At 69.8% G+C, this 25,888-nt stretch carries 22 protein-coding genes; 13 read left to right on the top strand and 9 right to left on the bottom strand.

Features of this window, described 5'->3' with window-relative positions:
- The first annotated feature begins 91 nt into the window (after positions 1 to 91).
- The 4 genes from ACTWQN_RS33110 (at position 92) to ACTWQN_RS33095 (ending at position 4,493) form a co-directional block, all read left to right on the top strand.
- Positions 92 to 1,123: a LolA family protein gene (locus ACTWQN_RS33110; RefSeq protein ID WP_443207575.1), complete on the top strand. Its 1,032-nt coding sequence runs from the start codon at positions 92 to 94 to the stop codon at positions 1,121 to 1,123.
- Positions 1,123 to 2,088, top strand: a complete 966-nt coding sequence (locus tag ACTWQN_RS33105) for an ABC transporter ATP-binding protein (RefSeq protein ID WP_443207574.1) — start codon at positions 1,123 to 1,125, stop codon at positions 2,086 to 2,088. The genes ACTWQN_RS33110 and ACTWQN_RS33105 overlap by 1 nt, the downstream gene beginning before the upstream one ends.
- Positions 2,085 to 2,942, top strand: a complete 858-nt coding sequence (locus tag ACTWQN_RS33100) for an ABC transporter permease (protein WP_443207573.1) — start codon at positions 2,085 to 2,087, stop codon at positions 2,940 to 2,942. Before ACTWQN_RS33105 ends, ACTWQN_RS33100 begins: the two co-directional genes overlap by 4 nt.
- Positions 2,943 to 3,491: 549 nt before the next feature.
- Positions 3,492 to 4,493, top strand: coding sequence for an aldo/keto reductase family protein (locus tag ACTWQN_RS33095; RefSeq protein WP_443207572.1), 1,002 nt, complete (start codon positions 3,492 to 3,494; stop codon positions 4,491 to 4,493).
- A 6-nt stretch (positions 4,494 to 4,499) separates the two neighbouring features.
- Here ACTWQN_RS33095 and ACTWQN_RS33090 read toward each other — a convergent pair whose 3' ends face one another.
- Both ACTWQN_RS33090 and ACTWQN_RS33085 read right to left on the bottom strand, forming a co-directional pair.
- Positions 4,500 to 5,363: an SAM-dependent methyltransferase gene (locus tag ACTWQN_RS33090; protein WP_443207590.1), complete on the bottom strand. Its 864-nt coding sequence runs from the start codon at positions 5,361 to 5,363 to the stop codon at positions 4,500 to 4,502.
- 241 nt (positions 5,364 to 5,604) lie between these two features.
- Complete coding sequence (locus ACTWQN_RS33085; RefSeq protein ID WP_443207571.1) at positions 5,605 to 6,030, bottom strand: hypothetical protein; 426 nt, start codon at positions 6,028 to 6,030, stop codon at positions 5,605 to 5,607.
- 322 nt (positions 6,031 to 6,352) lie between these two features.
- Here ACTWQN_RS33085 and ACTWQN_RS33080 point away from each other — a divergent pair, with 322 nt between their 5' ends.
- From ACTWQN_RS33080 to rpiA, 4 genes are read left to right on the top strand one after another with little or no spacing between them, the layout of a single operon-like run.
- Positions 6,353 to 7,954 carry a flavin-containing monooxygenase gene (locus tag ACTWQN_RS33080; protein WP_443207570.1) on the top strand — a complete coding sequence of 534 codons (1,602 nt, stop codon included), beginning with the start codon at positions 6,353 to 6,355 and terminating at the stop codon, positions 7,952 to 7,954.
- Between the two features lie 23 nt (positions 7,955 to 7,977).
- A complete protein-coding gene (locus ACTWQN_RS33075; RefSeq protein WP_443207569.1) occupies positions 7,978 to 9,429 on the top strand; it encodes an aldehyde dehydrogenase family protein in 1,452 nt (483 codons plus the stop codon).
- Positions 9,430 to 9,453: 24 nt separating this feature from the next.
- A complete protein-coding gene (gene xylB, locus ACTWQN_RS33070; RefSeq protein WP_443207568.1) occupies positions 9,454 to 10,950 on the top strand; it encodes a xylulokinase in 1,497 nt (498 codons plus the stop codon).
- Between the two features lie 19 nt (positions 10,951 to 10,969).
- Complete coding sequence (rpiA, locus tag ACTWQN_RS33065) at positions 10,970 to 11,719, top strand: ribose-5-phosphate isomerase RpiA (protein ID WP_443207567.1); 750 nt, start codon at positions 10,970 to 10,972, stop codon at positions 11,717 to 11,719.
- Between the two features lie 178 nt (positions 11,720 to 11,897).
- Here the strand turns inward: rpiA and ACTWQN_RS33060 are convergent, their stop codons facing one another.
- Positions 11,898 to 13,211 (bottom strand): MFS transporter, encoded by a 1,314-nt coding sequence (locus ACTWQN_RS33060; RefSeq protein WP_443207566.1) that lies wholly within the window; start codon positions 13,209 to 13,211, stop codon positions 11,898 to 11,900.
- Positions 13,212 to 13,693: 482 nt separating this feature from the next.
- On the opposite strand from ACTWQN_RS33060, the gene ACTWQN_RS33055 reads away from it, so the two are divergent.
- Positions 13,694 to 14,428 (top strand): class I SAM-dependent methyltransferase, encoded by a 735-nt coding sequence (locus ACTWQN_RS33055; RefSeq protein ID WP_443207565.1) that lies wholly within the window; start codon positions 13,694 to 13,696, stop codon positions 14,426 to 14,428.
- 13 nt (positions 14,429 to 14,441) lie between these two features.
- On the opposite strand, the gene ACTWQN_RS33050 is transcribed toward ACTWQN_RS33055, so the two are convergent.
- Positions 14,442 to 14,813: a MerR family transcriptional regulator gene (locus tag ACTWQN_RS33050; protein ID WP_443207564.1), complete on the bottom strand. Its 372-nt coding sequence runs from the start codon at positions 14,811 to 14,813 to the stop codon at positions 14,442 to 14,444.
- Between the two features lie 88 nt (positions 14,814 to 14,901).
- On the opposite strand from ACTWQN_RS33050, the gene ACTWQN_RS33045 reads away from it, so the two are divergent.
- Positions 14,902 to 16,089 carry an MFS transporter gene (locus ACTWQN_RS33045; RefSeq protein ID WP_443207563.1) on the top strand — a complete coding sequence of 396 codons (1,188 nt, stop codon included), beginning with the start codon at positions 14,902 to 14,904 and terminating at the stop codon, positions 16,087 to 16,089.
- Here ACTWQN_RS33045 and ACTWQN_RS33040 read toward each other — a convergent pair.
- From ACTWQN_RS33040 to ACTWQN_RS33030, 3 genes are read right to left on the bottom strand one after another with little or no spacing between them, the layout of a single operon-like run.
- A complete protein-coding gene (locus tag ACTWQN_RS33040) occupies positions 16,086 to 16,949 on the bottom strand; it encodes a helix-turn-helix domain-containing protein (protein ID WP_443207562.1) in 864 nt (287 codons plus the stop codon). The two genes, ACTWQN_RS33045 and ACTWQN_RS33040, sit on opposite strands and share 4 nt — an antisense overlap.
- The gene (locus ACTWQN_RS33035) at positions 16,946 to 17,485 is read right to left on the bottom strand and encodes a DUF6879 family protein (protein WP_443207561.1); all 540 of its coding nucleotides are present in this window, start codon (positions 17,483 to 17,485) and stop codon (positions 16,946 to 16,948) included. The genes ACTWQN_RS33040 and ACTWQN_RS33035 overlap by 4 nt, the downstream gene beginning before the upstream one ends.
- Positions 17,482 to 17,718: a hypothetical protein gene (locus ACTWQN_RS33030; protein ID WP_443207560.1), complete on the bottom strand. Its 237-nt coding sequence runs from the start codon at positions 17,716 to 17,718 to the stop codon at positions 17,482 to 17,484. The genes ACTWQN_RS33035 and ACTWQN_RS33030 overlap by 4 nt, the downstream gene beginning before the upstream one ends.
- Before the next feature lie 287 nt (positions 17,719 to 18,005).
- Here ACTWQN_RS33030 and ACTWQN_RS33025 point away from each other — a divergent pair, with 287 nt between their 5' ends.
- Entirely contained in the window at positions 18,006 to 18,242 is a 237-nt protein-coding gene (locus ACTWQN_RS33025) for a hypothetical protein (protein WP_443207559.1), read from the top strand.
- Positions 18,243 to 18,539: 297 nt separating this feature from the next.
- Positions 18,540 to 19,301 carry a haloacid dehalogenase type II gene (locus ACTWQN_RS33020; RefSeq protein WP_443207558.1) on the top strand — a complete coding sequence of 254 codons (762 nt, stop codon included), beginning with the start codon at positions 18,540 to 18,542 and terminating at the stop codon, positions 19,299 to 19,301.
- 61 nt (positions 19,302 to 19,362) lie between these two features.
- Here ACTWQN_RS33020 and ACTWQN_RS33015 read toward each other — a convergent pair whose 3' ends face one another.
- Entirely contained in the window at positions 19,363 to 19,494 is a 132-nt protein-coding gene (locus tag ACTWQN_RS33015) for a hypothetical protein (RefSeq protein ID WP_443207557.1), read from the bottom strand.
- Between the two features lie 632 nt (positions 19,495 to 20,126).
- Here ACTWQN_RS33015 and ACTWQN_RS33010 point away from each other — a divergent pair.
- Complete coding sequence (locus tag ACTWQN_RS33010) at positions 20,127 to 23,138, top strand: CHAT domain-containing protein (RefSeq protein ID WP_443207556.1); 3,012 nt, start codon at positions 20,127 to 20,129, stop codon at positions 23,136 to 23,138.
- A 222-nt stretch (positions 23,139 to 23,360) separates the two neighbouring features.
- On the opposite strand, the gene ACTWQN_RS33005 is transcribed toward ACTWQN_RS33010, so the two are convergent.
- The gene (locus ACTWQN_RS33005) at positions 23,361 to 25,850 is read right to left on the bottom strand and encodes an alkaline phosphatase D family protein (RefSeq protein ID WP_443207555.1); all 2,490 of its coding nucleotides are present in this window, start codon (positions 25,848 to 25,850) and stop codon (positions 23,361 to 23,363) included.
- Positions 25,851 to 25,888: the final 38 nt, after the last annotated feature.

Genomic DNA, 25,888 nt, shown 5'->3' with positions numbered 1-25,888 from the left:
CCTGAGCAGGCTCTCAGCCAGCGGCTCGGTCTCAGCGTTATCTCAGCTACCTTCCGACACTCTTGGCGCAGGACCGGACAGGAGGGATCGGATGAAACGCAAGAACGTGGCGCTCGCGGCGACCGCCGGGACCGCGGCGGGTGTCCTGGGCCTGACCATGCTCACGCTGCCAGCGGGTGCGGGGGCCGCCCCGGCATTGCCCGCGATCGCCCCGGAGCAGTTGGTCGAGTCCGTGATGCGGGCCGCCCCACCGGCGCTGACCGGCACCGTGGCGGTGGACAACGCGCTGGGTCTGCCCGCGATTCCCGGCGCGGGCCAAGCTTCCGAGCTGCTCGCCGACGGCACCAGCCAGTTCCAGGTGTGGGCCGACGGCCAGGGTCGCCACCGCGTGTCGGTGCCCTCGCAGGGCGGCGAGATGACCGTGGTCGACGACGGCTCGACGGTCTGGCGGTGGGACTCGACCGGGCGGACCGTCACCCGCACCGACGAGCACTCGCCGGAGGCGGCCGGGCACGGCGCGCCGCCGGACCCCGCCGCGGCGGCCCGCGGCATCATCGACGAGCTGCGGCAGACCAGCGACGTCAAGGTCGACGGCACGGCCAGCGTCGCCGGTCGCGACGCGTACGAGCTGGTCCTCACCCCCAAGCCGACCGAGCGCACGCTGCTGCGCGAGGTGCGGGTGGCGGTGGATGCCGAGAAGCGCATTCCGCTGGAACTCTCGGTGCACACCAACGGTTCCGACGATCCGGCGGTTCAGGTGGGCTTCACCGACCTCGACCTGACCGCCCCGGACCCGGCGCTCTTCCAGTTCACCCCACCGGCGGGTGCGCAGGTGCAGGACGGCAAGGCCGAGCACGCGCCGCAGCAGCGGCCCGCCAACGGCGAGCTCCAGGTGGTCGGCGACGGCTGGGATTCCGTCCTGGTGGCTCGGCTGCCGCAGCAACGGGACGGCCAGGACCCGCGCCAGATCGCGGAGCGGATCGGCAAGCCGATCAGCGGACCGTGGGGCAACGGGTGGGTCATCGGCACCAAGGCGGGCAACGCCCTGCTGACCTCCGACGGTCGCGTCGCGGTCGGCGCGGTGCCCGAGCAGGTGCTCACCGCCGCGCTCGGGAACGCGTGATGACCAACGCGGTCGAAGCGGCGGGGGCGGCCACGGCCGCCCCCGCCGCGGGCGGGGTCGCCGCGCGCACCACCGGGCTGCGCAAGACCTACGGCCAGACCGTCGCGGTTGCCGGGGTCGATCTCGCGGTGCCGCGCGGCGCGGTGGTCGGCGTGCTCGGGCCCAACGGTTCGGGCAAGACGACCACGATCCGGATGCTGCTCGGCCTCACCGCCCCGACTTCGGGAACCGTCGAGTTGCTGGGCCACCGGCTGCCCGAACACAGCGGTCGGGTGCTGCCGCGGGTGGGTGCGCTGGTCGAGGGACCGGGTTTCCACCCGTTCCTCTCCGGCCGGGAGAACCTGCTGCGGTGCGCGGCGATGGAACCGGCGCTGCGCGGCCCGGAAATCCGCGAGGTCGTCGAGCAAGCCCTGCACCGGGTCGGGTTGAGCGCCGCCGGGGGCCGGAAGTACCGGGGTTATTCGCTGGGCATGAAGCAGCGGTTGGGGCTGGCCGCGGCCCTGCTGGTGCCCCGCGAGCTGGTGGTGCTCGACGAGCCGACCAACGGCCTGGACCCGGCGGGCACCCGGGAGATCCGCCGGATCATCGCGGAGCTGCACGCGGCGGGGACCACCGTGCTGGTTTCCTCCCACCTGCTCGCCGAGATCGAGGCCACCTGCACGCACGTCGCGGTGCTGCACCGCGGTTCGCTGGTCGCGCAGGGCGAACTCGCGACCATGCTGGAGTCCGGCGCGCCGCACCTGCTGGTGTCCACCCCGGACCGCTCCGGTGCCATCGCAACCTTGCAGGACAAGGGCGTGGCGGCGCAGGACGTCGGCGAATCGGTTCGCGTCGACCTCTCCGAGGTGGATTCCTCGGAGGTCGTCGCGATGCTCGTGCACGCGGGTGTCCCGGTGCGGGAGGCGCGGCGGACCCGAACCGGCCTGGAGGACCTCTTCGCCCGACTGACCGAGGAGGAGTCGTGACCGCGATCGACACCGCCGCACCCGTGGCGCCAGTGCGGACGTCCGCTCCGCTGGGTCGGGTGCTGCTCGCCGAACTCCGGTGGGTGCTGCGGCGACCGCGCAACCTGCTCGCCCTGCTGATGCTGGCCGGCCTGCCGGTGCTGCTCGGCACCGCGATCGCCGTCACGGGTGGTCCCGGTGGCAGTGGTGGCCCACCAGCGCTCGCCGCGGTGGCGGGCAACGGGCTGGTGCTGCCGGTCGCGGCGCTGGTGCTCGCGCAGTCGTTGCTGCTGCCGCTGGTGGTGGCGATGGTCGCGGCGGACGCGTTGGCGGGCGAGTCGGCGCACGGCACGCTGCGCGGCCTGCTGCTCGCGCCGGTCGGCCGGGTGCGGCTGGTCGGTGTCAAAGCGTTCGGCGTGCTGGTGCTGGCGGTGCTGGCAGTGGTCGTCGTCGCTGTGAGCGGGGTGCTCACCGGACTGATCATCGTTGGTGGCGACGGTCTGGTCACGCTGTCGGGCACCACGTTGTCGATCGGCCCGGCGCTGGGCCGGGTGGCGCTGGCGGCCGCGTGGTCGGCGGTGCAGATGGCCGCCGTCGGAGCGGTCGCGCTGGCGATCTCCTCGCTGACCGAGCACCCGCTGGTGGTCATGGCCGCCACCATGGGCGGCCTGATCGTCTTCGGGGTCCTCGGCACGATCCCGGCCTTGGACTGGCTGCACCCGGTGCTGATCACCACCGACTGGTCGGCCGTGCTGGACGTGCTGCGCGACCCGATCAGCGGCGACACCCTGACCACCGGCCTGCTGCGCGCGGGTTGCTACCTGCTCATCGGCCTGTCGGCCACCGTCGCCCGGGTGGTCACCAAGGACGCTTGACCGGTGCGCCAGGCGGCGTTGCCTGGCGCACCCGCACGTCAGCGCACCCGCACGTCAGCGCAGCAGTGCCGCGAGCTCCAGCCAGGCGGCTTTCAGCAGCAGACGCGTCGTGCCGGCTCGGTCCCAGGCGGTCCGGGGTGTCTCCCGGCCAAGTCGAGGTGGTTGTTGCTGCCGGTCGTAGCCCACGTCGAACCTTTCGATCCTGCCGAGCCGAGCGCTGCGGGCGCCCGCCCCGATTCCCCGACGCCTGGCAAGACCCCGTTGTCCCGCCAGGCCACACGTCGGCCGGGGCGGTGCCCCGTCCGCGACGTGCGACGGACACACTGGCGGATGTTCGCCGGTTGCGCAAGGAAAATCTTGGTGCGCGACCCGATCTTCACCATTCCGACAGGCCGCGACTCCGATCGGACCGCACCCCCTGCGACCAGCGCCGATCGGCCGAACGCGCGGGCCGCGACGCGAACGGGCCGCTGCGATGATCAAGCTGCCGGGTCCCGGGCCCGGCTGGAGCGGGTAAGTTCGAGATCGTTGCCTCGACGAAGGGACGTCATGGAATTCCGCCATCTCGGCCGCAGCGGCATGATCATCAGCGAGATCGCCTACGGCAACTGGATCACCCACGGATCGCAGATCGAGGAGGACACGGCCGCCGCGTGCATCCGCGCCGCGCTGGACGCCGGGATCACCACCTTCGACACCGCCGACGTCTACGCCGAAGGCCGCGCCGAAGCCGTGCTGGGTCGCGCGCTGCGGGGCGAGCGCCGCGAGGGCCTGGAGATCTTCACCAAGGTGTACTTCCCCACCGGGCCCGGCCGCAACGACCTGGGCCTCAGCCGCAAGCACATCATGGCGTCCATCGACGCCTCGCTGCGCCGCCTGCAGACCGACTACGTCGATCTCTACCAGGCGCACCGCTACGACACGGCCACCCCGCTGGAGGAGACCATGGCGGCGTTCGCCGACGTGGTGCACTCCGGCAAGGCGCACTACATCGGGGTGTCCGAGTGGACCGCCGAGCAGATCCGCGCCGGGCACGCGCTGGCCCGCGAGCTGCACGTGCCGCTGGTGTCCAACCAGCCGCAGTATTCGGCGCTGTGGCGGGTTATCGAGGAAGAGGTGGTGCCGACCTCGGAGGAGTTGGGCATCGGCCAGGTCGTGTTCTCGCCCATCGCGCAGGGCGTGCTCACCGGCAAGTACCAGCTCGGCGCGGCCCCGCCAGCCGGTTCCCGCGCCACCGACGAGCGGGGCTCGGGCTTCGTCGCCCGCTTCCTCCGCGACGACGTGCTGGAACGGGTGCAGCAGCTCAAGCCGCTGGCCGACCAGGCTGGCCTGTCGCTGGCGCAGCTGGCGGTGGCCTGGGTGCTGCAGAACGGCAACGTCTCCGCCGCCATCATCGGCGCGTCCCGGCCCGAGCAGATCACCGAGAACGTCGCGGCATCGGGCGTGAAGTTGGACGCGGAGCTGCTGGGGCGGATGGAGGAGATCCTCGCCCCGGTCGTCGAACGCAATCCGGGCAAGACCGCCGAAAACGCGCCGAAGCTCCGCGGCTGAACCCGATCAGCGCTTCTCCGCGGTGCCGGAGCGTTCCACTTCGGACGCGGTCATTTCACGGCTGTACGGGGCGAGGTACCGGGCGGCGAACTCGCGGGGTCCCGCCTGGTCCAGCTCACGCCAACCGTATTCGTCGAGGAAGTCGGCCAGCCGCTGCGGATCGAACCCGAAGCGCCACAACCGCTGCTGGACGACGAAGTCCCGGTACGCGTCCTCGGCACCGTAGAACGCGGTGCCGTCCAGGAAGTCCTTGCGGACGTAGGTGAACAGGAGGCGGCTGCCGGATGCGGCCGCGGACAGCGACTCGAACATCCGGCGGACCGCCGCCTCGGTCAGGTACTGGCTGACGGCCTCCCAGACGAAGGCGATCCGCTGCCCGGCGAGGCCGTTACCGGCGAGCACCTCGCCGAGGTCCCGGGTTTCGAAGTCGATGGGCACCAGCGTCACGTGCGCCGGAACCCGGCCGTACAACCGCTGCACCACGGCGCGCTTGTAGCTGATGCTCGCGGGCTGGTCGAGCTCGTAGACCGGTGTGTTGGCCAGGTACGGCAGGCGGTAGGCGCGGGTGTCCAACCCGGCACCGAGGATCACCACCGCGTCGACACCGGCTTCGACGGCATCGCGCAGCCCGTCGTCGATGTAGCGCTTGCGGCACAGCATGCTCGCCCACACGCCGGGCAGCTTCCGCTCCGAGCCGTTGATCACCATCCGACGCACCGGCTGCCACCGGGTCAGCGCGATGATCGGTTTCACGGCGCCGGGCAGCAGCCGGTAGGCCAGCTTGTCGCGCACCAGCGGGACTTCCTCGTACTGCTCGACGGCGACGATGACCATCGGTCCCACGGCGGTCTTGGCGGCCGCGTTCTGCATGCTCACCGAGTCCTCTCCAAGCCCGCGTGCGCCGGGTCGTGGACGACGTTGCGATCAGTGGTGAGCAAGTCCGCGCCGAACGGGCGGCGGACCGTGGCGCCGAACAGCGCTGCCGACATGACGAAGCCCTTTCCGAGCACGGTTGCGTCACGCCGACCAGACTTCCCGGCACACCATCGGCACCGCGGCGGGCCCCGAATGCGCCCACGCTAAACCATCATCGAGCAATTCTGAACCGGGCCTAGCGGGTGATCTTCTCCCGGACCGGTGGTGAGCTGCCGCGCTGCACGGGCACCGGGGGCGTGGTCGCCGCCATCGCCGAGCGTCGGACCGCGCGGAACACCGCGCCCGCCGCCACCCCAACCGCCGCCGCGAGCAGGAGGACGCCGAACCCGACGGCGGCGGCTCGGTCGAGGGCCAGGTCGCCACGGGCTCCGACCGCGAAGCTGGCGTACAGCGCCCAGCACGCCACCGCGGTCGCCGCGGCAGCGGGCCAAGTGGTCAGCGCCGAGAGCACCGCCACGAGTACCGCCAGTGCGACCACGGCCACCACCGGGCGAGTCGCGTCGTCCAGCGCGGCGGTGGCCACCACGATCACGAACCCACCCGCGAATCCCAGTGGGAACCCGAAGCCGCCGGGCATGACCTGCCCCTGCGCATTCCTCATGCACCAAGTACACGCCCGCTCGGCCAGCAGAAACGCGCCATTGCCGCGGCCTTGACGCCACGCAAGTCTTTCCTGACGCCGTGATGACGGACCCGATCCGACATTCCGGTGCCGCAACTTCGGCGGTCGACCGGGATCGGCGACCCGCGATCACCCTTGCGGCCGTGATCGTTCCGTTGCAAGCTCAACTTAGCGATCGATCAGTTACCCCGAACGCCCCGACCACGCACGCGACGACGAGCCCGCGCGATTCGAGATCCAGCCCCGGCTGGATCCAGCCCAGCGAAGTCCCGCACAGTCGAAGTCCAGGGAGTGCTGCCTGATGAACGGGGACAGCCCGCACTACGACGCGATCATAATCGGAGCCGGATTCGCCGGTATGTACATGCTCAAGACGTTGCGCGACAAGGGATTCCGGGCGCACGTCTTCGAACGCGGCACGGACGTCGGCGGCACCTGGTACTGGAACCGCTACCCCGGCGCCCGCTGCGACGTCGAAAGCCTCTACTACTGCTACTCGTTCTCCGAGGAGTTGCAGCAGGACTGGCAGTGGACCGAGCGCTACCCGTCGCAGCCGGAGATCCTGCGCTACGCCCGCCACGTCGCGGACCGCTTCGACCTGCGGCGCGACATCTCCTTCGAAACCGACATCCGCGCCGCCAGCTACCACGAGCAGACCGACCGGTGGCAGGTGCGCACCGACGACGCCGAGCTCACCGCGCGGTTCCTGATCACCGCGGTCGGCTGCCTGTCGGCCGCCCAGACGCCCAACTTCCCCGGTATCAACACCTTCCGGGGCGAGTCGTACCACACCGGCCGCTGGCCGCACGAGGACGTGGCCTTCACCGACAAGCGGGTGGCGGTGATCGGCACCGGTTCCTCGGCGATCCAGGCGATCCCGGTCATCGCGAGGCAGGCGGCGCAGGTCACCGTGTTCCAGCGGACCGCGCAGTTCAGCGTTCCGGCCAACAACCACCCGCTGAGCCCCGAGGAGCAGCGCCGGGTCAAGGCCGACTACTCGCGGCTTCGAGCCCAGGCCCGGACGTCGCAGACCGGGATCCTCTCCGAACGCCTGGAGCGCAACGCCGTCGACGTGCCCGCCGAAGAGCTGCGAGCCGAGCTGGACCGGCGCTGGGGCATCGGCGGGGTCACCTTCTGCACGGCGTACCAAGACACGCTGCGCGACCCGGCGGCCAACGAGCTCACCGCGAGCTACGTGCGCGAGAAGATCCGGGAGATCGTCGACGATCCCCACACCGCCGAGTTGCTGTGCCCGCAGGACTACCCCATCGGCACCAAGCGGCTGTGCGTCGACACCGATTACTACGCCACGTACAACCGCGAGAACGTCTCGCTGGTCGACATCCGCCACGAGCCGATCTCGGCGATCACACCCGGTGGGCTGCGGGTCGGCGACCGGGAGTTCGAGTTCGACATCATCGTGTTCGCCACCGGCTACGACGCGATGACCGGGCCGCTGTTCGGCATCGACATCCGAGGCGTCGGCGGGCAGCGGCTGACGGACAAGTGGGCCGCCGGACCGCAGACCTACCTCGGCGTGGCCTGTGCGGGATTCCCGAACATGTTCACCATCACCGGGCCGGGCAGCCCGTCGGTGCTCAGCAACATGATCGTGTCCATCGAACAGCACGTGGAGTGGATCGGCGAGCACCTCGACCACCTGCGCCGCAACGGGATCAGGCGCAGCGAGGCCGTCGCCGAGGCGGAGCGGGAGTGGGGCAGGCACGTGGGCGAGGTCGCCGCCGCGACCCTCTACCCCCGTGCGGCATCCTGGTACATGGGCGCGAACGTGCCGGGCAAACCGCGGGTGTTCATGCCCTACATCGGTGGTGTCGGCGTGTACCGCGAGGTATGCCAGCACATCGCCGACAACGGCTACCGGGGCTTCCGCCTCACCGCTTGACGCACACCGGAGAGCAGATCCGCATGCCAACCCAGCACCACGTCACCACCTGCCGGAACTTCTACGCCGGAGCCTGGCACGGCACCTCCGGCAACCGGATCGAACGGCACAACCCGGCCACGGCCGAACTGGTCGCCGTCGCGCCGCGGTCCTCAGCCGACGACGTCGGGCAGGCGGTGGCGGCGGCCGTCGCCGCGTTCCGGAGCTGGCGGCGGACCCTGCCGGTCGAACGGTCCCAGCACCTGCACGAACTGGCCCGGGCGAGTGCCGAGCGGGTCGACGACATGGCCGCCGCGATCACCCGGGAGCAGGGCAAACCGCTGGACGAGGCACGCGGCGAGGTGCGGAAGTTCATCACCGCGCTGCACTACTACGCCGAGGAGGCGCAGCGGGTCTTCGGCCGGACCATCCCCAACGACTCGCCCGGCTTCACCAGCATCGTGGAGAAGGAACCGATCGGCCCGGTCGCCGGGATCGTGCCGTGGAACTACCCGATCGAACTGATCGGCTGGAAGCTGGCCGGGGCCACCGCGGCGGGGTGCACGATCGTCATCAAGCCCTCGGAGTACACGCCCGGCTGCGCGCAGGTCCTGTCGGAGTGCGTCGAGTCGACGTTCCCGCCCGGCGTGGTCAACTTCGTCTACGGCGACGGCTCCACCGGGCAGGCGCTGGTGGCGCATCCGGCGATCGCCAAGGTCGCGTTCACCGGCTCGATGCGGACCGGGCAGGCCATCTTCCGCACCGTCAGCGGGATCACCGGCCTGTCGCTGGAGCTCGGCGGCAGCTGCCCGATGATCGTCACCGACCGGGCCGACATCCCGGCGGCGGTCGCCGGAGCGGCGCGGCGTTCCTTCCGCAACGCCGGTCAGATCTGCATCGCGATCAACCGCATCTACGTGCAGGAGGGCGTGTACGACGAGTTCGTCGACGGGCTGGCGGCGGCGGCCGATGCGCTGAAGGTCGCCGACGGACTCCGCGTTCCCTCGGCCGACGTCGGCGCGCTGACGATGGCCGAGACCTACCAGCGAACTCTGGATCACATCGCCGACGCACGCGCGCACGGTGCGGCCGTCGTGGCTGGTGGCGGGCCGGTCGACGACCTCTCCCCCGGTCTGTTCCTGCGGCCGACCGTGGTGGCCGACGCACCGGACGCGGCGCTGGTGATGCACGAGGAGACCTTCGGTCCGCTGGTGGGTGTGGCCCCGTTCGCCGATCTCGACGACGCGATCGGCCGGGCCAATTCGGCACCGGGCGGGCTCGCCGCCTACGCCTACACCAACGACACGCACGAAACGTTCACGCTCGCCCGCGAGCTCGACTTCGGCAACGTCGCGGTCAACAACGTCGACGCGGGCATCATCAACGCACCCTACGGCGGGCGACGGGAAAGCGGCTTCGGCTCCGAGCACGGCCACGAAGGTCTCGAATCGTACTTGCAGCTCAAACACATCCGACTCCGCCACGGCGCGCAATGAGGCGCGCGGAAGGACGCCGTCACCATGCTGATCGGCATCGACCTGGGCACCTCGACCTGCAAGGCGGTCGCGGTCTCCGAAACCGGCGAAGTGGTCGCCAAGCAGAGCCGCGACTACCCGATGATCAACCTCCGGCAGGGCTGGGCCGAGCAGGATCCGGTGCGGTGGTGGCGCGCCGCCGATGCCGCGATCAGCGCGCTGACCGCTGACCTTCCCCGCGGCGGCCAGGAGGTCGACGGAATCGGCCTTTGTGGACAGATGCACGGGTTGACCGCGCTGGATGCCACCGACACGCCGCTGCGGCCCGCGATCCTCTGGAACGACCAGCGCTCGGCACCGCAGTGCGACTGGATCACCGAACGCGCCGGGGGGCTCGACGGCCTGCTGCGGATGACGCAGAACCGGATGCTACCGGGATTCACCGGTGGCAAGATCATCTGGCTGCGCGAGCACGAACCCGAGGTCTACGCGCGCACCGCGCACATCCTCAACCCCAAGGACTACCTGCGCCTGCGCATGACCGGCAACCACCTCACCGACGTCTCCGACGCCTCGGGCACCGGCCTGTTCGACGTGGCCAACCGGAACTGGTCCAAGCAGCTGCTCGGTCTGCTGGACGTCGACCCGGCGCTGCTGCCCGACGTCGTGGAGTCCACCGACGAGACCGGCTCGGTTCGGCCGGAACTCGCCGCGCGCTGGAACATCCCCGAAGGCACCCGGGTCTTCGGCGGTGGCGGGGACGCGGTCGTGCAGACCACCGCGATGGGACTGGTGGAACCCGGCCCGGTCGGCTTCACCATCGGCACCGCCGGAATCGTCGCGGGCGGCACGGCCTCCTGCCCGGACAACCCCGACGGCCGCGTCCAGGTCTCCTGCGGCAACGCGCCCGGTCGCTGGCACATCATGGGCGTCTCGCTGGCCGCTGGCGGCGCGTTCCAGTGGTTTCGCGACGCGCTCGCGCCCGCCCAACCGGTCACCTTCGCGCAGTTGATCGAACTCGCACGGGGTGTCGATCCCGGATCCGAGGGCCTGCTGTTCCTGCCGTACCTGCTCGGCGAGCGCTCGCCGCACATCGCGCCCGAAGCGTCCGCGAGCTGGGTCGGGTTGACCCCGAGGCACAGCGTGGCCCATCTGACGCGCAGCGTGCTGGAGGGTGTGCTGCTGAATCTGCGGGAAATCCTCGAAGTCTGCCGCCAGGCCGGGCTGGCGTGCGATCGCATCGTCGCCTCCGGCGGCGCGACCAACGAACCGCTGTGGCTGGAGATGCTGGCCGACGTGCTCGGGCACGAGACCGTGACGGTCACCGGCGCCGCCGAAGGTGGCGCGTACGGGGCGGCGTTGATCGCCGGGGTCGGCGCGGGTCGGTGGCACAGCCTCGAAGAGGCGCTCGCGGCGGTCGCCGTGGAGCGCACGTTCACCCCTGATCCGGCCAACGCCGCGGTCTACGACGCCACCTTCGCCAGGCACCGCCGCCTCTACGAACACCTCGAACCGGTTTTCCAGGACGCCGCGGCGTCCTGACGTCCACAGGAGAGGGAGCATGCGACCAAACACCGAGCAGGACAGGGCAAAGTGGGCGGCTGGCACCGCCGCGATCGACGCCTACGTCCGCGACGGCATGAAGCTCGGACTGGGCTCCGGCACCACCTCGCACTGGTTCGTCCGGGCGCTCGGCGCCGCCGTCTCCGATGGGCTGGACATCGTCGGCGTGCCCACCTCGACGGGCACCCGCGATCTCGCCATCGAGGTGGGCGTGCCGCTGACCACGCTGGCCGAGGTGCGGCGGCTGGACCTCACCATCGACGGCGCCGACGAGATCGACCACGACGGCAACATGATCAAGGGCGGCGGCGCGTGCCTGCTGTGGGAGCGCATCGTCGCCGACGCCTCGCAGCGGTTGGTCGCCGTCGTGGACGACACCAAGCTCGTCGACACCTTGGGCGCGTTCCCGCTGCCCATCGAGGTGATCCCGTTCTCCTGGGAGTCCACCCGCCGCTCCATCGCCCGCCTGCTCACCCGCCTCGGCCACCCGGACCCCGACCTGCGGCTGCGCACCCGCGACGGCGAGGCGGTGGTCACCGACAGCGGCAACTACCTGATCGACGCGCACCTGCGGGTCATCAAGGATCCGCTCGCCCTCGACGGCCAGCTGAACTGGATCCCCGGCGTGGTGGAAAACGGCCTGTTCACCGGAATAGCCGACGAGATGATCATCGGTCACCCTTCGGGCGAGCACGAGATCCGCGACGTCCACAACGCCCCATCGGCCCGCCCGTCGACGACCCGCTGATCCAGCAGGTCGCGCCGTGGCGCGTCCGGACGGCGCCGCCATCGCCACACTCCACGTGGCCGATGCCGTAATTGTCCGAAGTGGATGATCGATCTTGGAATGCCGCCCTTGTTCCGGAAATCCGAACCGCGGTGGCTGGTCATGATCGGCGAGAAACGGTCACGCCCAGCCACCGGCGTCAGGACACGGTTGGTTCGGCCGTCAGGTCGGCGGTGTGGGTTTCGCGCATGAACCAGACGCACACCGCGCAGATCAGGGCGATCACCGCGAGGTAGGCCGAAATCGGCAGCGACGAGCCGGTCCAGGCGATCAGCTGGGTCGCCAGGATCGGGCTGACCCCACCGCCGACGATGCTGCTGGCGTTGTAGGCCACCGACGCACCCGTGTAGCGGTAGCGGGTCGCGAACAGCTCCGGCAGGAACGCGCCCATCGGGGCGAACAGCGCGGCGAAGGCGATCAGGCCAACCGACATGCCGACGGCGACCAGCACCGGCTGCCCGGTGTTGATCAGGGCGAACAGCGGGAACGCCCACAGGATCGCGAGAACCGCGGCAGCGAGGCAGACCCGGCGGCGACCGACCCGGTCGGAGTACACCGCCAGGATCGGGGTGGCGATGCCCATCACCGCGGCCGCGATCATCGAGCAGATCAGCAGCATGTTCTTGTTCAGCCCCAGCACCTCGGTGCCGTAGGACAGCGCGAACGTGGTGATCGTGTAGAACAGCGTGTGCGCGAGGATGAACGAGCAGGTGGCCAGCACCAGGGTCCGGGGTTGGCGCTTGAAGACCTCGACGATCGGCGCCTTGGCCTTCTCGTGTTCCCGCATCGCCTTCTCGAACACCGGCGTCTCGGCGATCCTCATCCGGATGTAGTAGCCGACGATGATCAGCAGGGCGCTGGCCAGGAACGGCACCCGCCAGCCCCAGGAGTCGAACGCCGCCTCCGGCATCGTCCCGCCGAGCACCAGGAAGGCCAGCCCGGCGAAGATGAAGCCGATCGCCGGTCCGACCTGCGGGAAGCTCGACCACAGACCGCGCCGGTTCTTCGGCGCGTACTCGGTGGCCAGCAGCACCGCGCCGCCCCATTCCCCGCCGAGCCCGAAGCCCTGCAGGAATCGGCAGGTCACCAGCAGGATCGGTGCGGCGACACCGATCGTTTCGAAGGTCGGCAGCAGACCGATGGCCACCGTGCCGGTCCCCATCACCAGCAGCGAGACGATCAGCATCGTCTTGCGGCCGACGCGATCGCCGAAGTGGCCGAACACCACGGCGCCCACCGGCCTGGCGACGAACCCGACGCCGAAGGTGGCGAACGCCGCGAGCGTGCCCGCCAGCGGCGAGAAGGTGGGGAAGAACAGGTGCCCGAACACCAGCGCCGCCGCGGTGCCGTAGATGTAGAAGTCGTAGAACTCGATCGCGGTGCCGATGAAACTCGCCGCGGCGATCCGGGACCTGGGCACCGCGGTGGGCGGCGAGCTGGCGACAGTGGACATTGGCTACTCCTTCGTGGCCGGTCGGGTTGATCTAGACGGCTGCCGGGATCACGCCGGACCGCGTCCACTCGGGAGGCGGTGCGCGTGCCCGATTACCGCACTACCCGGGTCACATCGCAGGATCGCTCGCACCTCGTCCCCAACACCGGTGCGGCGGCTCGCACGCACCAGGTGGGCCGACGGGGCGTTGATCGCGACGGACCGGCCGATGTCTCCGGCCATCCGCTGCAGCTGGCTGTCACCCATCTCGGACCCGCACCGCTCCTTCCCGTTCGAACTGAAATACTCTCCCGCGAGCAGCACCGCTGTGAAGACCTCGGACCAGGCATTTTCAGCGACCCCGAGCAACCCGCCCACCCGTGCCGAGAATTGGTCCACACCGGCGCGTGTGGACGGTTGGGCGTCCCCGCCTGCGGACCTACGCCGGGTACCGATATCGTCGAAAGCCGCTGCCCTTCGTGGTTTCCCAGCGGGAGGTGTGCATGACCGAGCAGTCCGTGCCAGCGGTGTTCACCCGGATTCTGCCGTTGCTGACGCACGCGCCCGAGCAACCCGACTTCAGCCACGGATACCTGGACCTGCTCGGCGACCAGCCCGAGCAGCCCGCCGGTCCGGTGCAATCGTTCTGGGAGTCCGATCTCGGCTCGAACCTCTACGACCACGCGCAATCGCTGGCGCGGCGGATGCTCCCGACGTGGTACCGGCTGCCTGATCGCACGCGTCCGCCCACCGGTGGACGGGTGCTCGACATCGGCTGCGGCCCTGGGAACATCACCGGCAAGCTCGGTCGGGCCGTCGGCCCGACGGGCCTCGCGATCGGCGTCGACGTCTCCCACCCGATGCTGTCGCGGGCCGCCCGAGCTGAGACCGCCGGGAATGTCGGATTCATTCGCGCCGACGCACGCGAACTGCCGTTCCCCGATGGCACGTTCGACCTGGTCACCAGCGTCGCCGCGCTGCAGCTGATCCCCGAACCGCACGCGGTCCTGGCTGGGATGGCGCGGCAGCTCGCCCCCGGCGGCTGGTTGGCGGTCATGGTGCCGACCCCGCGCGGCGGGCTGCTGCACCAGGCGTTGACGCTGTTCGGCGACCGCTCCGGCCTGACCTTCTTCGACCCGGCCGAACTCGCCGAATGCCTGCACGACACCGGCATGAAAACGGTGCACACCCACCAAAGCGGCCCGGTGCTCTGGATCAGCGCGCGCCAGCCCGCGTGACTTCCACAGTGGACTATTCGCGGCGCAGCCGGGGGCGGGCCTGCGTCAGGTAATCGTCGATCGCTTCCCGGTTCGCGGTCAGCGCATCGATGCGCCGCTGGATGTTCTCCCGTTCCCGTTCCAGGTTGGCGAGCATCTCCGGGGCGACGATGCGCATCTGAATGGCGCCGGGTTTGTTCAAGCACGGCAGGATGTCGCGGATGATCCGGGTGGGAATCCCGGAGTCGAGCAGGCCGCGGATCTTCAGCACCCGGTCCACGGAGCCCTCGGGGTAGCTGCGATGCCCGAGATCGTCCCGGCTCGGCCTGATGAGGCCTTGCTCCTCGTAGTACCGCAGCAGCCGGACGGACACCCCTGTCCGGTCCGCGAGCTCACCGATCCGCATGGGCTCATTATCCAGGCCGCACCCTGTGCGCCGAATCACTCGCGCATCGCTTGCCCTCACATTTGTGTGAGGACCTCAGGGTGGGCACATGGCTTTGGATGTGGGAGCCCGCGAGGCGGGTTCGAGCGCGAAGCTGCCGCTGGGTGCGCTGGCGGCGTTCGCGACCGTTGTTCTCATCGGTTGCCTCACCGAGACGCTGCCCGCCGGGGTGCTGCTCTCGATGAGCTCCGATCTCCGGGTTTCGGAGTCGCAGGCCGGACAGCTGGTGTCGGTGTACGCGATCAGCACCGCCGCGACGTCGGTGCCGCTGACGGCGTTGACCCGGCGGTTGCCGCGGCGCGCGCTGCTGCTCGGCCTGATCCTCGGGTTCGCCGTGGTCAACGGCGTCACCGCGATCTCGCCGTGGTACCCGTTGACGCTGGTGGCGCGGGTGCTGGCCGGGGCGGTGTCCGGGGTGATGTGGGCGATGATCGCCGGTTACGCGATGCGGATCGTCCCGGCGGAGCGCGCCGGGCGGGCGCTGGCGATCGCGATGGTGGGCACCCCGATCGGGTTCGCCGTCGGCGTTCCGGCCGGGACGATGCTGGGAGAACTGGTCGGGTGGCGTTACGCCTTCGGCGCCATGGCCGCGATCACCGCCGCGCTGGTCTGGTGGGTGCTCTGGAAGGTCCCGCCGCTGCCGGGACAACCGGGGCAACGCCGCTCCGGCACCCGGGAAGTCCTCACCAGCCGCGGTTTTCCCGCCGTGCTGGCCACCACGTTCGTCCTGGTGCTCGGGCACAACATCCTTTACACCTACATCGGTCCGGTGCTGGCCGACTCGGGGCAGGTCGGGCTGCTCGGCGCGGTCCTGCTGGCCTTCGGGATCGCCTCGGTGCTCGGCATCTGGATCGTGGGCGCGGCGATCGACAGCCACCTGCGCCTGCTGGTCCTGGCCGCGACGCTGTTGATCACCGTCGCGGTTGCGTTGATCGGCTCGGCCGCCAGCATGCCGGTCGTGCTGTTCGCCGCCGTCGCCCTCTGGGGCTTGGCCTTCGGCGGCGCGCCGACGATGTTCCCGTCGGCAGCGGCCAGGGTCGCGGGCCGGGACGGCGACGTGGCGCAGTCGCTGACCATCACGGTCTGGAACGTCGCGATCGCCGGTGGCGCATACCTGGGCGGCGCAGCGCTCGACGCGGCCGACAGCGCGGCCCCGCTGCCGTGGATCACGACGGCCCTCGCCGCGCTCGCCGCGGCGATCGCCGCAGCCGCCCATCGCCACGGGTTCCAGCGCTAGTGACCGTTCCCAGGCTCGGGTTGGTCATCGAGGTAGTGCGCGATCAGCCGACGCAGCAAGGCGCGGGCCGCGGCGCCTTCCAGGGCCGCGGCCAGCAGCGCGTCGAACAGGCGGTGGAACCTGGCCAGGTCGTCGGCATCGGTCACGGTCATCTCCGTGCTGACCGTCTCCACCAGCGCGAGGTCGTCGATGATCACGAAACCGTGCAGCGGGACCACCGTCAGCTGTGCGTCCAGCGGCAGTATCGCCAGCCGCAGCGTCGACATGCCAGCCAGTGCCAGCAGCCGGTCGAGCTGGGCCGCCATCACCTGGGGCGGGGCGATCGGGTGCCGCAACGCGGCTTCCGAACACACCACCTCGACAGCCGTGCGGGGCCGGAAGAGCACGGTCTGCCTGGACATCCGCGCCTCGACGGACGCGGCGACATCCGGCGTGCTCGAATGCAGGTCGGCGACCGTTTCGAAGACGTGGCGCGCGTATTCGGCGGTCTGCACCAGGCCCGGCACGAGCGCGATCTCGAACAGCCGGATCCGGTCGGCCTTCTCCTCAAGCCGCTCGCCGTACTCCTGCCGGGCGCGATTTCCGGTGCGCAGCTGGCGTTTCCAGCTCGCCGCCTCGATGCGGATCTCGCGCAGCTCCTGGCGGAGCTCGGCCTCGACACCGTCGGCGGCGTCGGTCAACCGGCAGTAGGCGACCACGTCCGCGTCGGAGACCGACTGCTTCGCCGTCTCCACCCGCGAGACCTTGGACGGCGTCCACCCGGCTCGGTGCGCGAGCTGTTTGCCGGACAGCCCGGCCGCCAGGCGCAGCCGACGCAGCGCGTCGCCGAATGCCAAGCGGCGCGTGTCGAAATCGGTCATCGGCGCCTCTGGGTCAGGACCTGCAAGTAAGTCATGAACGGAATCGCATGATCGCATGCGATGTCCCGCCAGACCCGATAACGGTTCACCTCCTCCGGACTGACGATGATCTCGGTACCGGCGAATCGCTGTTTCTCGAAGTGCATCAACGCGACCTGGACTTCGTCGAAGAGCCAGAAGTCACGGAGCGGCAGAGCCAGTGCGCGGGCCTTGGACTTGGTCAGCACCCGCATGTCCTCACCCGCGGCGATGTTCGCCGGGCTGACATCGAGCTGCCACCGCTGGTATTCGGTGGGCGGTTCGTGGAGCACCCGGACCCGGGCGACGGTCCGGCCGGCGCTGGTCGCGGCGGCGACTTCGTCCAGCCAGGGCCGCAGCCAGGCCAGATCGTCGGGTTCACCGGCCCGCCAGCGGCGCCAGGGTTCGACTTCGGCGGGCTGGCGGTAGGTGCCCTGGCATTCCCACCGCCACGCCCGATACCGGAAGGAGCGCAGGAGTTCGTCGAACTCCGCGCCCGGTAACACCCAGGAATTCACGGAGTCGCCTTGGGCGCGAAGGCGAGCAGTGCGACCGGAATCTCCACCGCTGTCTCGTGGTCGGGAAGGCCGCGCTCCCGCAACGCGGCAATAGCCTCGGGATCGGTGACCTTGTAGCCCTGGACGACGTAGGTTCCCCGGTCGGTGCTGTAGAGCGTGGGGCAGGTACCGGCGTGCGACGTCGTGCCCTGGAAGGTCAACTTCACGTGCTCCTCCTTGTTCGGAAGACTCATGCATCGTCTGTGCAATACACGCATTCGGTCAAGTGTTGGCCTGGCTCGCAACTCAGACAGCCGTACTGAGTGACGCACCCATCGCACCCCACTGGGCCATTCGGGTTGTACTGCCTGGAAAATTGCGTGGATTGCTTGAAATGCGCACTGGCGGTTTTCCATACTTCAACCCTCCGAAGGCACCAGCGTGACCGAGAGGGCGAGCGTTTGAGGATCACCCGGTTCCCGAAGGGCACCAGCACCGTCCCGCGTGCCCTTCAGCCCGCCGCCAGGCGGGAAGCAGCATCGTGATCGGCGTCCGGCAGACCGAACCGCACTACTGGATGCCCACCCCGAATCCCGAGACAGGGGTCTTCGAGCGGCACGCCTTCCGGGGTCGACGCTGGGCCGGTCAGTCGATGGACCTGACCGTCTGCGGCACCGAGGTCGCGATGGCCGAGCCAAGTGAAATGGACTGGCGAACCGCCCCCACCTGCATGTCGTGCAACGAGATCCTCAAGAGCCGACAGGCGGCGACCCCGTAGACGCCGCACCCAGCAGACCCCGGCCCGGTGTCGAACCCCGACTCGCACCGGGCCGGATCCACGTCGCCAATGCACCAGTTCGGCCAGCGCACCAGTGTCGTGTGCGCTGCCCGACCGGCCGGTCCACCGGCACCGGCTGGATGCTCCGCCGCAGACATTCCACATTGGACTCCATCTCGATCCCGACGCACCGGGGTCGCCGCCGCCGTGGACCTACATCTTGCCCGGCCTTCTTGCTACGCTCGCTGGTCGACGGGCCGTCGCGCGCGGCGTGGCTGAGCAACGGGAGGTCCAGCGATGTCGGTGGGACCGGAGCCCGCGGGGCCGTCGAGGAAGATCGTTGACGCCGTCCTCTTCGACACCTTCGGCACCGTCGTCGACTGGAAGTCCGGTGTCGCGGAGGCCGTGGAGGCCATCGCGTTCCGCTACGGGTTCGACGTCGACCCGGTGGAATTCGCGCTCCGGTGGCGTGCCCACTACCAACCGGCCATGGAACCCATCCGCAGCGGCGCCCGGGAGTTCGTCACGCTGGACGAGCTGCACCGGGAGAACCTGATCGCCACGGCGCGGGAGATGGACCTGCCCATCGACCGGATCGAGGCGGCCGACCTGGAATGGCTCAACCGGGCCTGGCACCGGCTCGAAGGCTGGCCGGACAGCGTCGCCGGACTCACCGAGCTCAAGCGGCACTTCATCATCGGCCCGCTGTCCAACGGGCACGTCGCGCTGCTGACCAACATGGCCAAGCACGCCGACCTGCCGTGGGACGTCATCATCGGCTCCGATGTGACCCGCAGCTACAAGCCGGATCCGAACGCCTACCTCGGCACCGCCCGGCTGCTCGACCTGCCACCGGAGCGGGTCATGCTGTGCGCGGCGCACAACTCGGATCTCGCGGCGGCGCAGCACCTGGGCCTGCGCACGGCTTTCGTCGCGCGGCCGCACGAGTACGGGCCGAGCCAGCGCACCGACCTGCACGCCACCGGCGTCTGGGACGTCATCGCTCGCGACATCCCAGACCTCGCGGCGCAGCTGATCAACCACACCGCGACCGGTTGACCAGCTGCGGACGTCCATTCCGGACTGATCTCGAACGCGACGACCGCAGCCGCACCACGGGCTAGTTGTAGCCGCGCACCAGGTGGCTCTCATCCATGTCGATTTCGGTCTCCGCGATGGAGAACTCGCTCGACGCCGGGTCCGCCACCGCTGCGACCTCTGCGATGTCCACGTTGGATTCTTGAACTGACACTGCTTCCCTTCCTACCAAAATTCGATCGCTGCCGAATTCATCCGCTCCGCCGCTGCGGAAAACGGTGCCTCGGAGCGCGCTGGGACGTTGGCACTGTTATCGGACCGACCGATCCGGCGCCCTCGCGCCACAGGCCGCTGACCGATTCACCGCCGAACTGATTCAACGTTCAACTGGGTCAAGGTTCGACTGGTTCAACGCTGAACTGGCAATGCGCGCTCCAACGCGACTTCGTCAATCGCGTGGGCGCGCCAAAGTCTGCTCACCATGCCCGGCAGGGTCGTGCGGAACGTCTTCGATCCCCTTAGTCGACGCACATCGGGGCACGAGCCAGGTTCGCCAGGCACGGGTTCTCCAAGCAACCTCGGGTGTAAGGTATTACATCTCGAAATGTCGTACGGTGGCGGGCCGGTCAAGGCGATTTATGTCGGGTAGGCGGTGCAGCAGTCGGGGGGACTGCACCCGGGCGTTTCCAGGCATTTTCGCTGCGCCGAACTACGCTGCGTGTCGGCATTGCCCGATTGATCAAGTTTCGGGGTAAGGCACCCACCATTTGGCGGATGTCAAAGCACCCGAATCGGACCACTCTAGTCACCTGTCACGCACACGCACTAGGAATGAAGCGGAGCCTGATGATCGACTCTGCGGGACGTCCGCAGCCAGCGAACTACGACGCGGCCATCGCCGCGCTCCAACACATGGTGCGAAGTCGTGATCTCGCTGGACTCCCGGAAACCACCGAGGCGCTGTCGCACTTCGTCGAGACGATTCCGCCCAACGGCGCACAACGCGCGTCCGCGGTGAACAACCTGGGCAACGCGATGCACCTGTGGTTCGAGGCCACCGGCCGATCAAGTGATCTGCTGGAGGCGATCAGGTACTACCGCGAAGCGCTGGACTCGGCTCGGCGCAATGATCCGCAACTCCCGCTCTACTGGTCCAATCTCAGCCTCGCCCTGCTCAAACAGGGGCGGCGCAGCCAGCAGTCGGAATTGGTCGACGAGGCCGCGACGGCCGCCCGGCAGGCCGCCGAACTCTCCCCGCACGGTTCCCAGCCCCGCGTCGCCGCGCTGCTCCAACTCGTCGACGCGCTGCGCCTGCGCGGGAAGCTCACCGGTACCGAGGAGGACGAGGTCGTCACGGTACTGCGCGAGGCGGCCTTCGAAGCGCCGCTGGATCTGCCCGAGCGACCGTCGCTGCTGCTGCGCGTCGGTACGACCCTGGTCAACTGGTTCCGGCGCGACAACGACGTCGACAAGCTCGATGCCGCGGTGCAACTGCTCTACGAGGCCGCCGAGGCGTTGCCCGCCGGAGCGCAGTCCCGGCTCGCGCTGAGTCGCCTCGGTCTGGCGCTGCGGTTGCGCTTCGACGAGGACGGCGACCCCGAGGACCTCCGCTATGCGGTCGACGTGCTGTACCGGGCGGCGGGCGACACCGCGCGCGGCGACGAAGCCGTCTCGACCCTGCTGTTCCACCTGGGCGGCGCGGCCGTCGAGCACTTCGACGCCACGGGCGAACGCAGCGCCCTGGACCTCGCGATCGACATGATCAACCGGTTGTTGAGCCGCCTGCGCGCCGACGACCCTCGACGCGCTTCCGTGCTGCTGTCGTTCAGCGAACTGCTGAGCCGCCGCTTCACCGTCACCCGGGACGGGCGCACGCTCGATGCCGCGGTCGACTTCGCGGACAAGGCCGCCGCCAGCGCCGACGACCTGAACGAAGACCGCAGTAGTGCGTTGCGGGCCTTGGTGAACTGCCTGATCCACCGCTTCGAACACGCCGGTTCGACCGGCGATCTCGACCGGGCCGCCGTGGCGCTGGACGAACTCGATCGGCTGGCACCCGCCGACGGTCCGGTCCGGTGGGGCTACTGGATGCAGCGCGGCCAGGTGGCGATGCACGATCACGAGCATTCGCATGCCAAAGCCGAGATGAACACCGCGATCGCCATGTACCGGCGGGTGTTGGAGGCGATGCCCGGAGAAGATCCGGAGCGCGCCGCGGTGGCCGTCGAACTGGGCAACGCCCTGCAACAACAGTCCAAGCACAACCGCCGCCGCACCTACCGACTCGGCTACACCGTGCTGCACGAGGCCGCGGAGCTGCGCACCGCACCGGCCGGAACGCGGATGCGAGCCGCGACGCTGGCCGGGCACTTCGCCGCCGAGGCGGGCAAGTGGGACGAGGCGGCGGCGATGTTCAAAGCCGCGATGGCGCTGTTGCCGCTGGTGAGCAGGTTCGGGCCGGTCCCGGATGCCGCGCGGCGGTACGAGCTGACCACCATGGTCGCCGACGCGGTGGCCTGCGTGGTGCGCGAAGGTGTTCCCAAGCAGGCTGTCGAACTGCTGGAACACGGCCGCAGCCTGCTGCTCGCGCAGGCGTTGGGAAACCGCGACGAGCAGACCGCGCTTACCGACGAACTTCCCGCCCTCGCAACAGATCTGCGACGCATCCGGCGCCTGCTGGACTACCTGCCCCACAACGTCGTCGGGGCGGCGACGCGGCGGAAATCGGCGGATCGGCAGCGCGACCTCGCCGAACGCTGGACGGAGCTGGTGGCCGAGGTCCGCACCCACCCCAGCTTCGAGCACTACCTGGAGCCGCCCGCGTTCGAGCGGCTCAGCGCCGCAGCCGCCGAGGGTCCTGTGGTGCTGGTGAACGTGAGCGCCTACGGCTCGGACGCGCTGCTGGTCACCGCCGGTGAGGTGATCGGCCTGTCGCTGCCGAGCGTCGACGTCCGCAACACCACGAAGTACACCCGCCTGCTGCTGGAGGCCAGCAGCGCGGCCGACATCCGCGAAGTGCTGGACTGGATCTGGCAATCGGTGGCCGACCCGGTGTTCAACGTGCTCAGCTACTACTACGTCACCACCTATGGCGCACCGCCCGCCGAGAACCAGCCGTGGCCCCGCATCTGGTGGTGCCCGACCGGCCCGGCGTCCTTCTTGCCGCTGCACGCCGCCGGAGCCGACGGCGCCCCGGGCACCGGGCTGTCGGTCCTGGAACGCACCGTGCCCTCCTACACGCCGACGCTGCAATCGCTGCTGCACGCGCGCCAAGCGGAGTTCCCGGTCGAACCGCGCCGCGATCCGCGGGTGGTGCTCGGCAGTCGCGCCTCCGCACCCGTCGAGGCTCGCCTGCTGGCGCAGCGGTGGCCGTCCACGAAGGTCCTCGAACTCACCGAGCCGACGCGCGCCACGGTGCTCACCGCGTTGACCGAACCCGGACCGGTCCATTTCGCCTGCCAGGGCACGCAACGCGCGCACGACTGCGCTTCGGGTCGCCTGACCGGAACCGATGGCACACCGATCTTCCTCGGCGACATCGCGCAGCTGCGGACCCCGGCTGAGTTCGCCTACCTCGCGGCGAACCAGGTCACCGTGGAGCAGGGCGTCCCGCCGGACACCATCGCCCTGCTGCTGCCGCTGCTGCAACACGCCGGTTTCAAGCACGTCGTCGGTCCACTGTGGCCTGTCGAGGACGGCACGACGATCATCGACGCCCTCTACACCGACATGGACGACGACGGCGCCCTGGATCCGAGCAGCGCGGCCATCGCCCTGCACCGCGTGGTGCGCGCACTGCGCCAACAGCACCCGCAGGACCCGAGGCTGTGGGCCGCCCACATCCACGTCGGCCCCTGATCGGCTAACAGGCCAAAGCGACGCCGAGCGTAAACGGGTGGTCGAGGTAGGCCGGGGCAGCGGCTGCCGCGCGGGGCTGGGCGACAGCGCCGCCCATGATCGTGGCCGCAGTCCCGAGTCCGCCCAGCACAAGCACGTTCCGTCTGCTCAGCACAGGCGAAGTGGGCTCGTCGATGCGACTCTTTTTCCTGGGGTCCTTTCGTGGGAGGGGGCGCTGCGCGATCACCGGATTTCGCCGAGCACGGCGAAGGGATCGGCGGCGGCGCCGTTGTCGACGGCAACGATGCGGCGCCGGAGGGTGCAGCTGCTTCCCGGGTCCAGGGCGATCTGACGCTGGCTCATGACCCAGATCCCGCACGCGTAGGCGAGGAACGCGGTGTCTTCGTAGACGAGCCCGTAGGTCTGGCGGTCGGAGCCGGTCATGCCGATCCACGCCGCCGCCGGGGTGAAGTCGGCCGGAGCGGACAGCGTGATCGTGCCGTGGCCGGCGACGCCGCTGCGCTGCCCGGCGCCGTCGTGGTCGAGCACGTCACCGATCCAGAGGGTGTGTGCGGTGGCGCCACGGTTGGTGAACACGCTTTCCGCGGTGACCCACCAGTCGCCGGTGGTGATGCTGTAGGTGGTGACCACCTCGATGTCCGGGATGGCGACGCTGGCGCCCGAGGCCCGCACGGTGGTGGGGGAGGTGATTTCGACGGTGGTGGTGCGCACCGTCCGTTGCTGCCAGGCGTTGCTGCCGCGAGGCTGCGTCGCGGAGGCATAGGGCAGGTTGAGCCAGTCGATCTGGTCGAGGTGCCCCACCGCGGCGACGTCGAGGGGCTTGCCGACGGTGACGCCGGACAGCTGCGAATCGTTCGTGCCAGCGGAAACCGCGAGCGCGAGCATGTCGTTGGACAGCACGATGTCTGATGTGGACGCTTCCGACTGCGGACCCGGCACGAGGCGGCCGGTCTGCGCGCGTGCCGTCGCGCGGGCGAGGGGGAAGTTCATCGTCGTCTGCCCGTTCGCGCCGATCGTCGCGGCAACGGCGGCCAGTTCGTAGCCGACGCCGTTGGCGTTCACCGTGTACGCGCCCGGAGGGACGAATGTGACGTAGTCGCCCGACGGGTCGGTGGTGGTGCGGGAGACGACGGTCCCGGTGCTGTCGGTGACGGTGATTTCCACGTTCACCAGCGGCGCACCGGTTGCCCGGTCGGTGACGTGACCGACGAGGCCGTCGCCGTCGTCGACCCGCTGTGCGCCCGGCACGCCGTCGCGGACTTCGAACGCGGCGATCGTGTACGCGGGCGAGGCCGGGTCGCTGGCTTTGAGCACGATGCGCAGATCGCTTCGCCACCGCTGCGGCGTGACGTCGCAGAGGACGTAGCCGCGGTAGGTGCCGTTGTAGAACTTGACGTGCGGGTTCGTCGGCAGGCCCTGTCGCACGTCGGCGTCCCAGCTTGCGCCCGAGGAGATCGACGTCCCGACGAACTCCGTGGCGATCGTGGGCGAAGCGGGGTCGTTGAAGTCAGTCTTGAGGTCGTTGACCCAGTGGGTGTGCCAGTCACCGCTGAGCACGACCGGGTTGGCGGGCTGGTGGGCGGCGATGAAGTCGAGGATGCGGGCGCGGGCGGGAGGATAGCCGTCCCACTGGTCCAGGTTCACGATCTGTCCCGGGCCCAGGTCGTAGTCGAACTGCGCCATGATCGTCTGCTGGCCGATCACGTTCCAGGTGGCCTTCGACGCGGCGAGTCCGGCCAGCAACCACTGCTCCTGCACGGGCCCGGTCATCGTCCGGGCCGGGTCGTACACCTCGCCGGTCGGCTCCTTCCGGCCGTCACCGAGGGCCTGGTCGGATCGGTACTGGCGGGTGTCGAGGATGCTGAACTGCGCGAGTCGCCCGAAGTCCATCCGCCGGTACATCAGCGTGTCCGGCCCGTCGGGGCGTTGCTGCGGGCGCATCGGAAGGTGCTCGTAGTACGCCTGGTACCCGTTGGCCCGGCGTTCGAGGAACGGGCGCCCGTCGCCCGCACCGCCGGCCACCGCGCCGGCGTAGTTGTTTTGCACCTCGTGGTCGTCCCATGTCAGGAAGAACGGGAAGCGCGCGTGTGCGGCACGCAGGTCCGGCGAGGTCTTGTACAGCGCGTGCAGCCGCCGGAACTCGGACAGGCTGCCGCCGGTGGTCTCGTATATGTAGTCGCCGAGGTGGACGACGAAGTCGACGTCCTGTTCGGACAGGTCCCGGTACGCGGGGTACGGCCCGCCTACCCAGGACTGGCAGGAGACGAACGCGAACCGCAGGTGGTCGGGCTTCGTGCCCGGCGCCGGCAGCGTGCGAGTGCGCCCGGTGCGGCTTCGCGTGCCCGCTGCCTCGAACCGGTACCAGTACCAGCGGTCGGGCGCGAGGTCGCCGACCAGCACGCGAACGGTGTGCGCCGCTTCGGGTTCGGCGGTGACCTCGCCGGACGCGATCACCTGCCGGAAGCCTTCGTCGCCAGCCACCGACCAGCGCACCGGGGCCGGCTGCGCCGGCATCCCGCCGGTCGCGGCGTCGAGCGGATCGGGCGCCAGCCGGGTCCACAGGACGACGCTCGTGTGGTCCGGTTCGCCGGAGGCGACACCGAGTGTGAACGGGGCCGGGTCCAGCTCCGCCGCGGACGCCTGCGGAAAGTCCGTCAGCGCCAGCGCACCCAGCGCACCACCGGTGAGAGTGAGGAGGCTTCGCCGATCCACCGAATGTGCCACTTGTACCCGTCCCGTCCGCTCTCCCG

Origin of the sequence: Saccharopolyspora antiqui, from assembly GCF_052246905.1 — a bacterium.
In the GTDB taxonomy this organism is placed as follows: domain Bacteria; phylum Actinomycetota; class Actinomycetes; order Mycobacteriales; family Pseudonocardiaceae; genus Saccharopolyspora.
Note: the sequence above shows the minus strand (reverse complement) of the source record. Positions and strands in the feature narration are given on the sequence as shown.

Excerpts from the sequence above, each read along its gene's own strand:
- ACTWQN_RS33110 (WP_443207575.1), top strand. The coding sequence starts at position 92 with ATGAAACGCAAGAACGTGGCGCTCGCGGCGACCGCCGGGACCGCGGCG.
- ACTWQN_RS33105 (WP_443207574.1), top strand. The coding sequence starts at position 1,123 with ATGACCAACGCGGTCGAAGCGGCGGGGGCGGCCACGGCCGCCCCCGCC.
- ACTWQN_RS33095 (WP_443207572.1), top strand. The coding sequence starts at position 3,492 with ATGGAATTCCGCCATCTCGGCCGCAGCGGCATGATCATCAGCGAGATC.
- ACTWQN_RS33090 (WP_443207590.1), bottom strand. The coding sequence starts at position 5,363 with ATGCAGAACGCGGCCGCCAAGACCGCCGTGGGACCGATGGTCATCGTC.
- ACTWQN_RS33085 (WP_443207571.1), bottom strand. The coding sequence starts at position 6,030 with ATGAGGAATGCGCAGGGGCAGGTCATGCCCGGCGGCTTCGGGTTCCCA.
- ACTWQN_RS33080 (WP_443207570.1), top strand. The coding sequence starts at position 6,353 with ATGAACGGGGACAGCCCGCACTACGACGCGATCATAATCGGAGCCGGA.
- ACTWQN_RS33075 (WP_443207569.1), top strand. The coding sequence starts at position 7,978 with ATGCCAACCCAGCACCACGTCACCACCTGCCGGAACTTCTACGCCGGA.
- xylB (WP_443207568.1), top strand. The coding sequence starts at position 9,454 with ATGCTGATCGGCATCGACCTGGGCACCTCGACCTGCAAGGCGGTCGCG.
- rpiA (WP_443207567.1), top strand. The coding sequence starts at position 10,970 with ATGCGACCAAACACCGAGCAGGACAGGGCAAAGTGGGCGGCTGGCACC.
- ACTWQN_RS33060 (WP_443207566.1), bottom strand. The coding sequence starts at position 13,211 with ATGTCCACTGTCGCCAGCTCGCCGCCCACCGCGGTGCCCAGGTCCCGG.
- ACTWQN_RS33055 (WP_443207565.1), top strand. The coding sequence starts at position 13,694 with ATGACCGAGCAGTCCGTGCCAGCGGTGTTCACCCGGATTCTGCCGTTG.
- ACTWQN_RS33050 (WP_443207564.1), bottom strand. The coding sequence starts at position 14,813 with ATGCGGATCGGTGAGCTCGCGGACCGGACAGGGGTGTCCGTCCGGCTG.
- ACTWQN_RS33045 (WP_443207563.1), top strand. The coding sequence starts at position 14,902 with ATGGCTTTGGATGTGGGAGCCCGCGAGGCGGGTTCGAGCGCGAAGCTG.
- ACTWQN_RS33040 (WP_443207562.1), bottom strand. The coding sequence starts at position 16,949 with ATGACCGATTTCGACACGCGCCGCTTGGCATTCGGCGACGCGCTGCGT.
- ACTWQN_RS33030 (WP_443207560.1), bottom strand. The coding sequence starts at position 17,718 with ATGAGTCTTCCGAACAAGGAGGAGCACGTGAAGTTGACCTTCCAGGGC.
- ACTWQN_RS33020 (WP_443207558.1), top strand. The coding sequence starts at position 18,540 with ATGTCGGTGGGACCGGAGCCCGCGGGGCCGTCGAGGAAGATCGTTGAC.
- ACTWQN_RS33010 (WP_443207556.1), top strand. The coding sequence starts at position 20,127 with ATGATCGACTCTGCGGGACGTCCGCAGCCAGCGAACTACGACGCGGCC.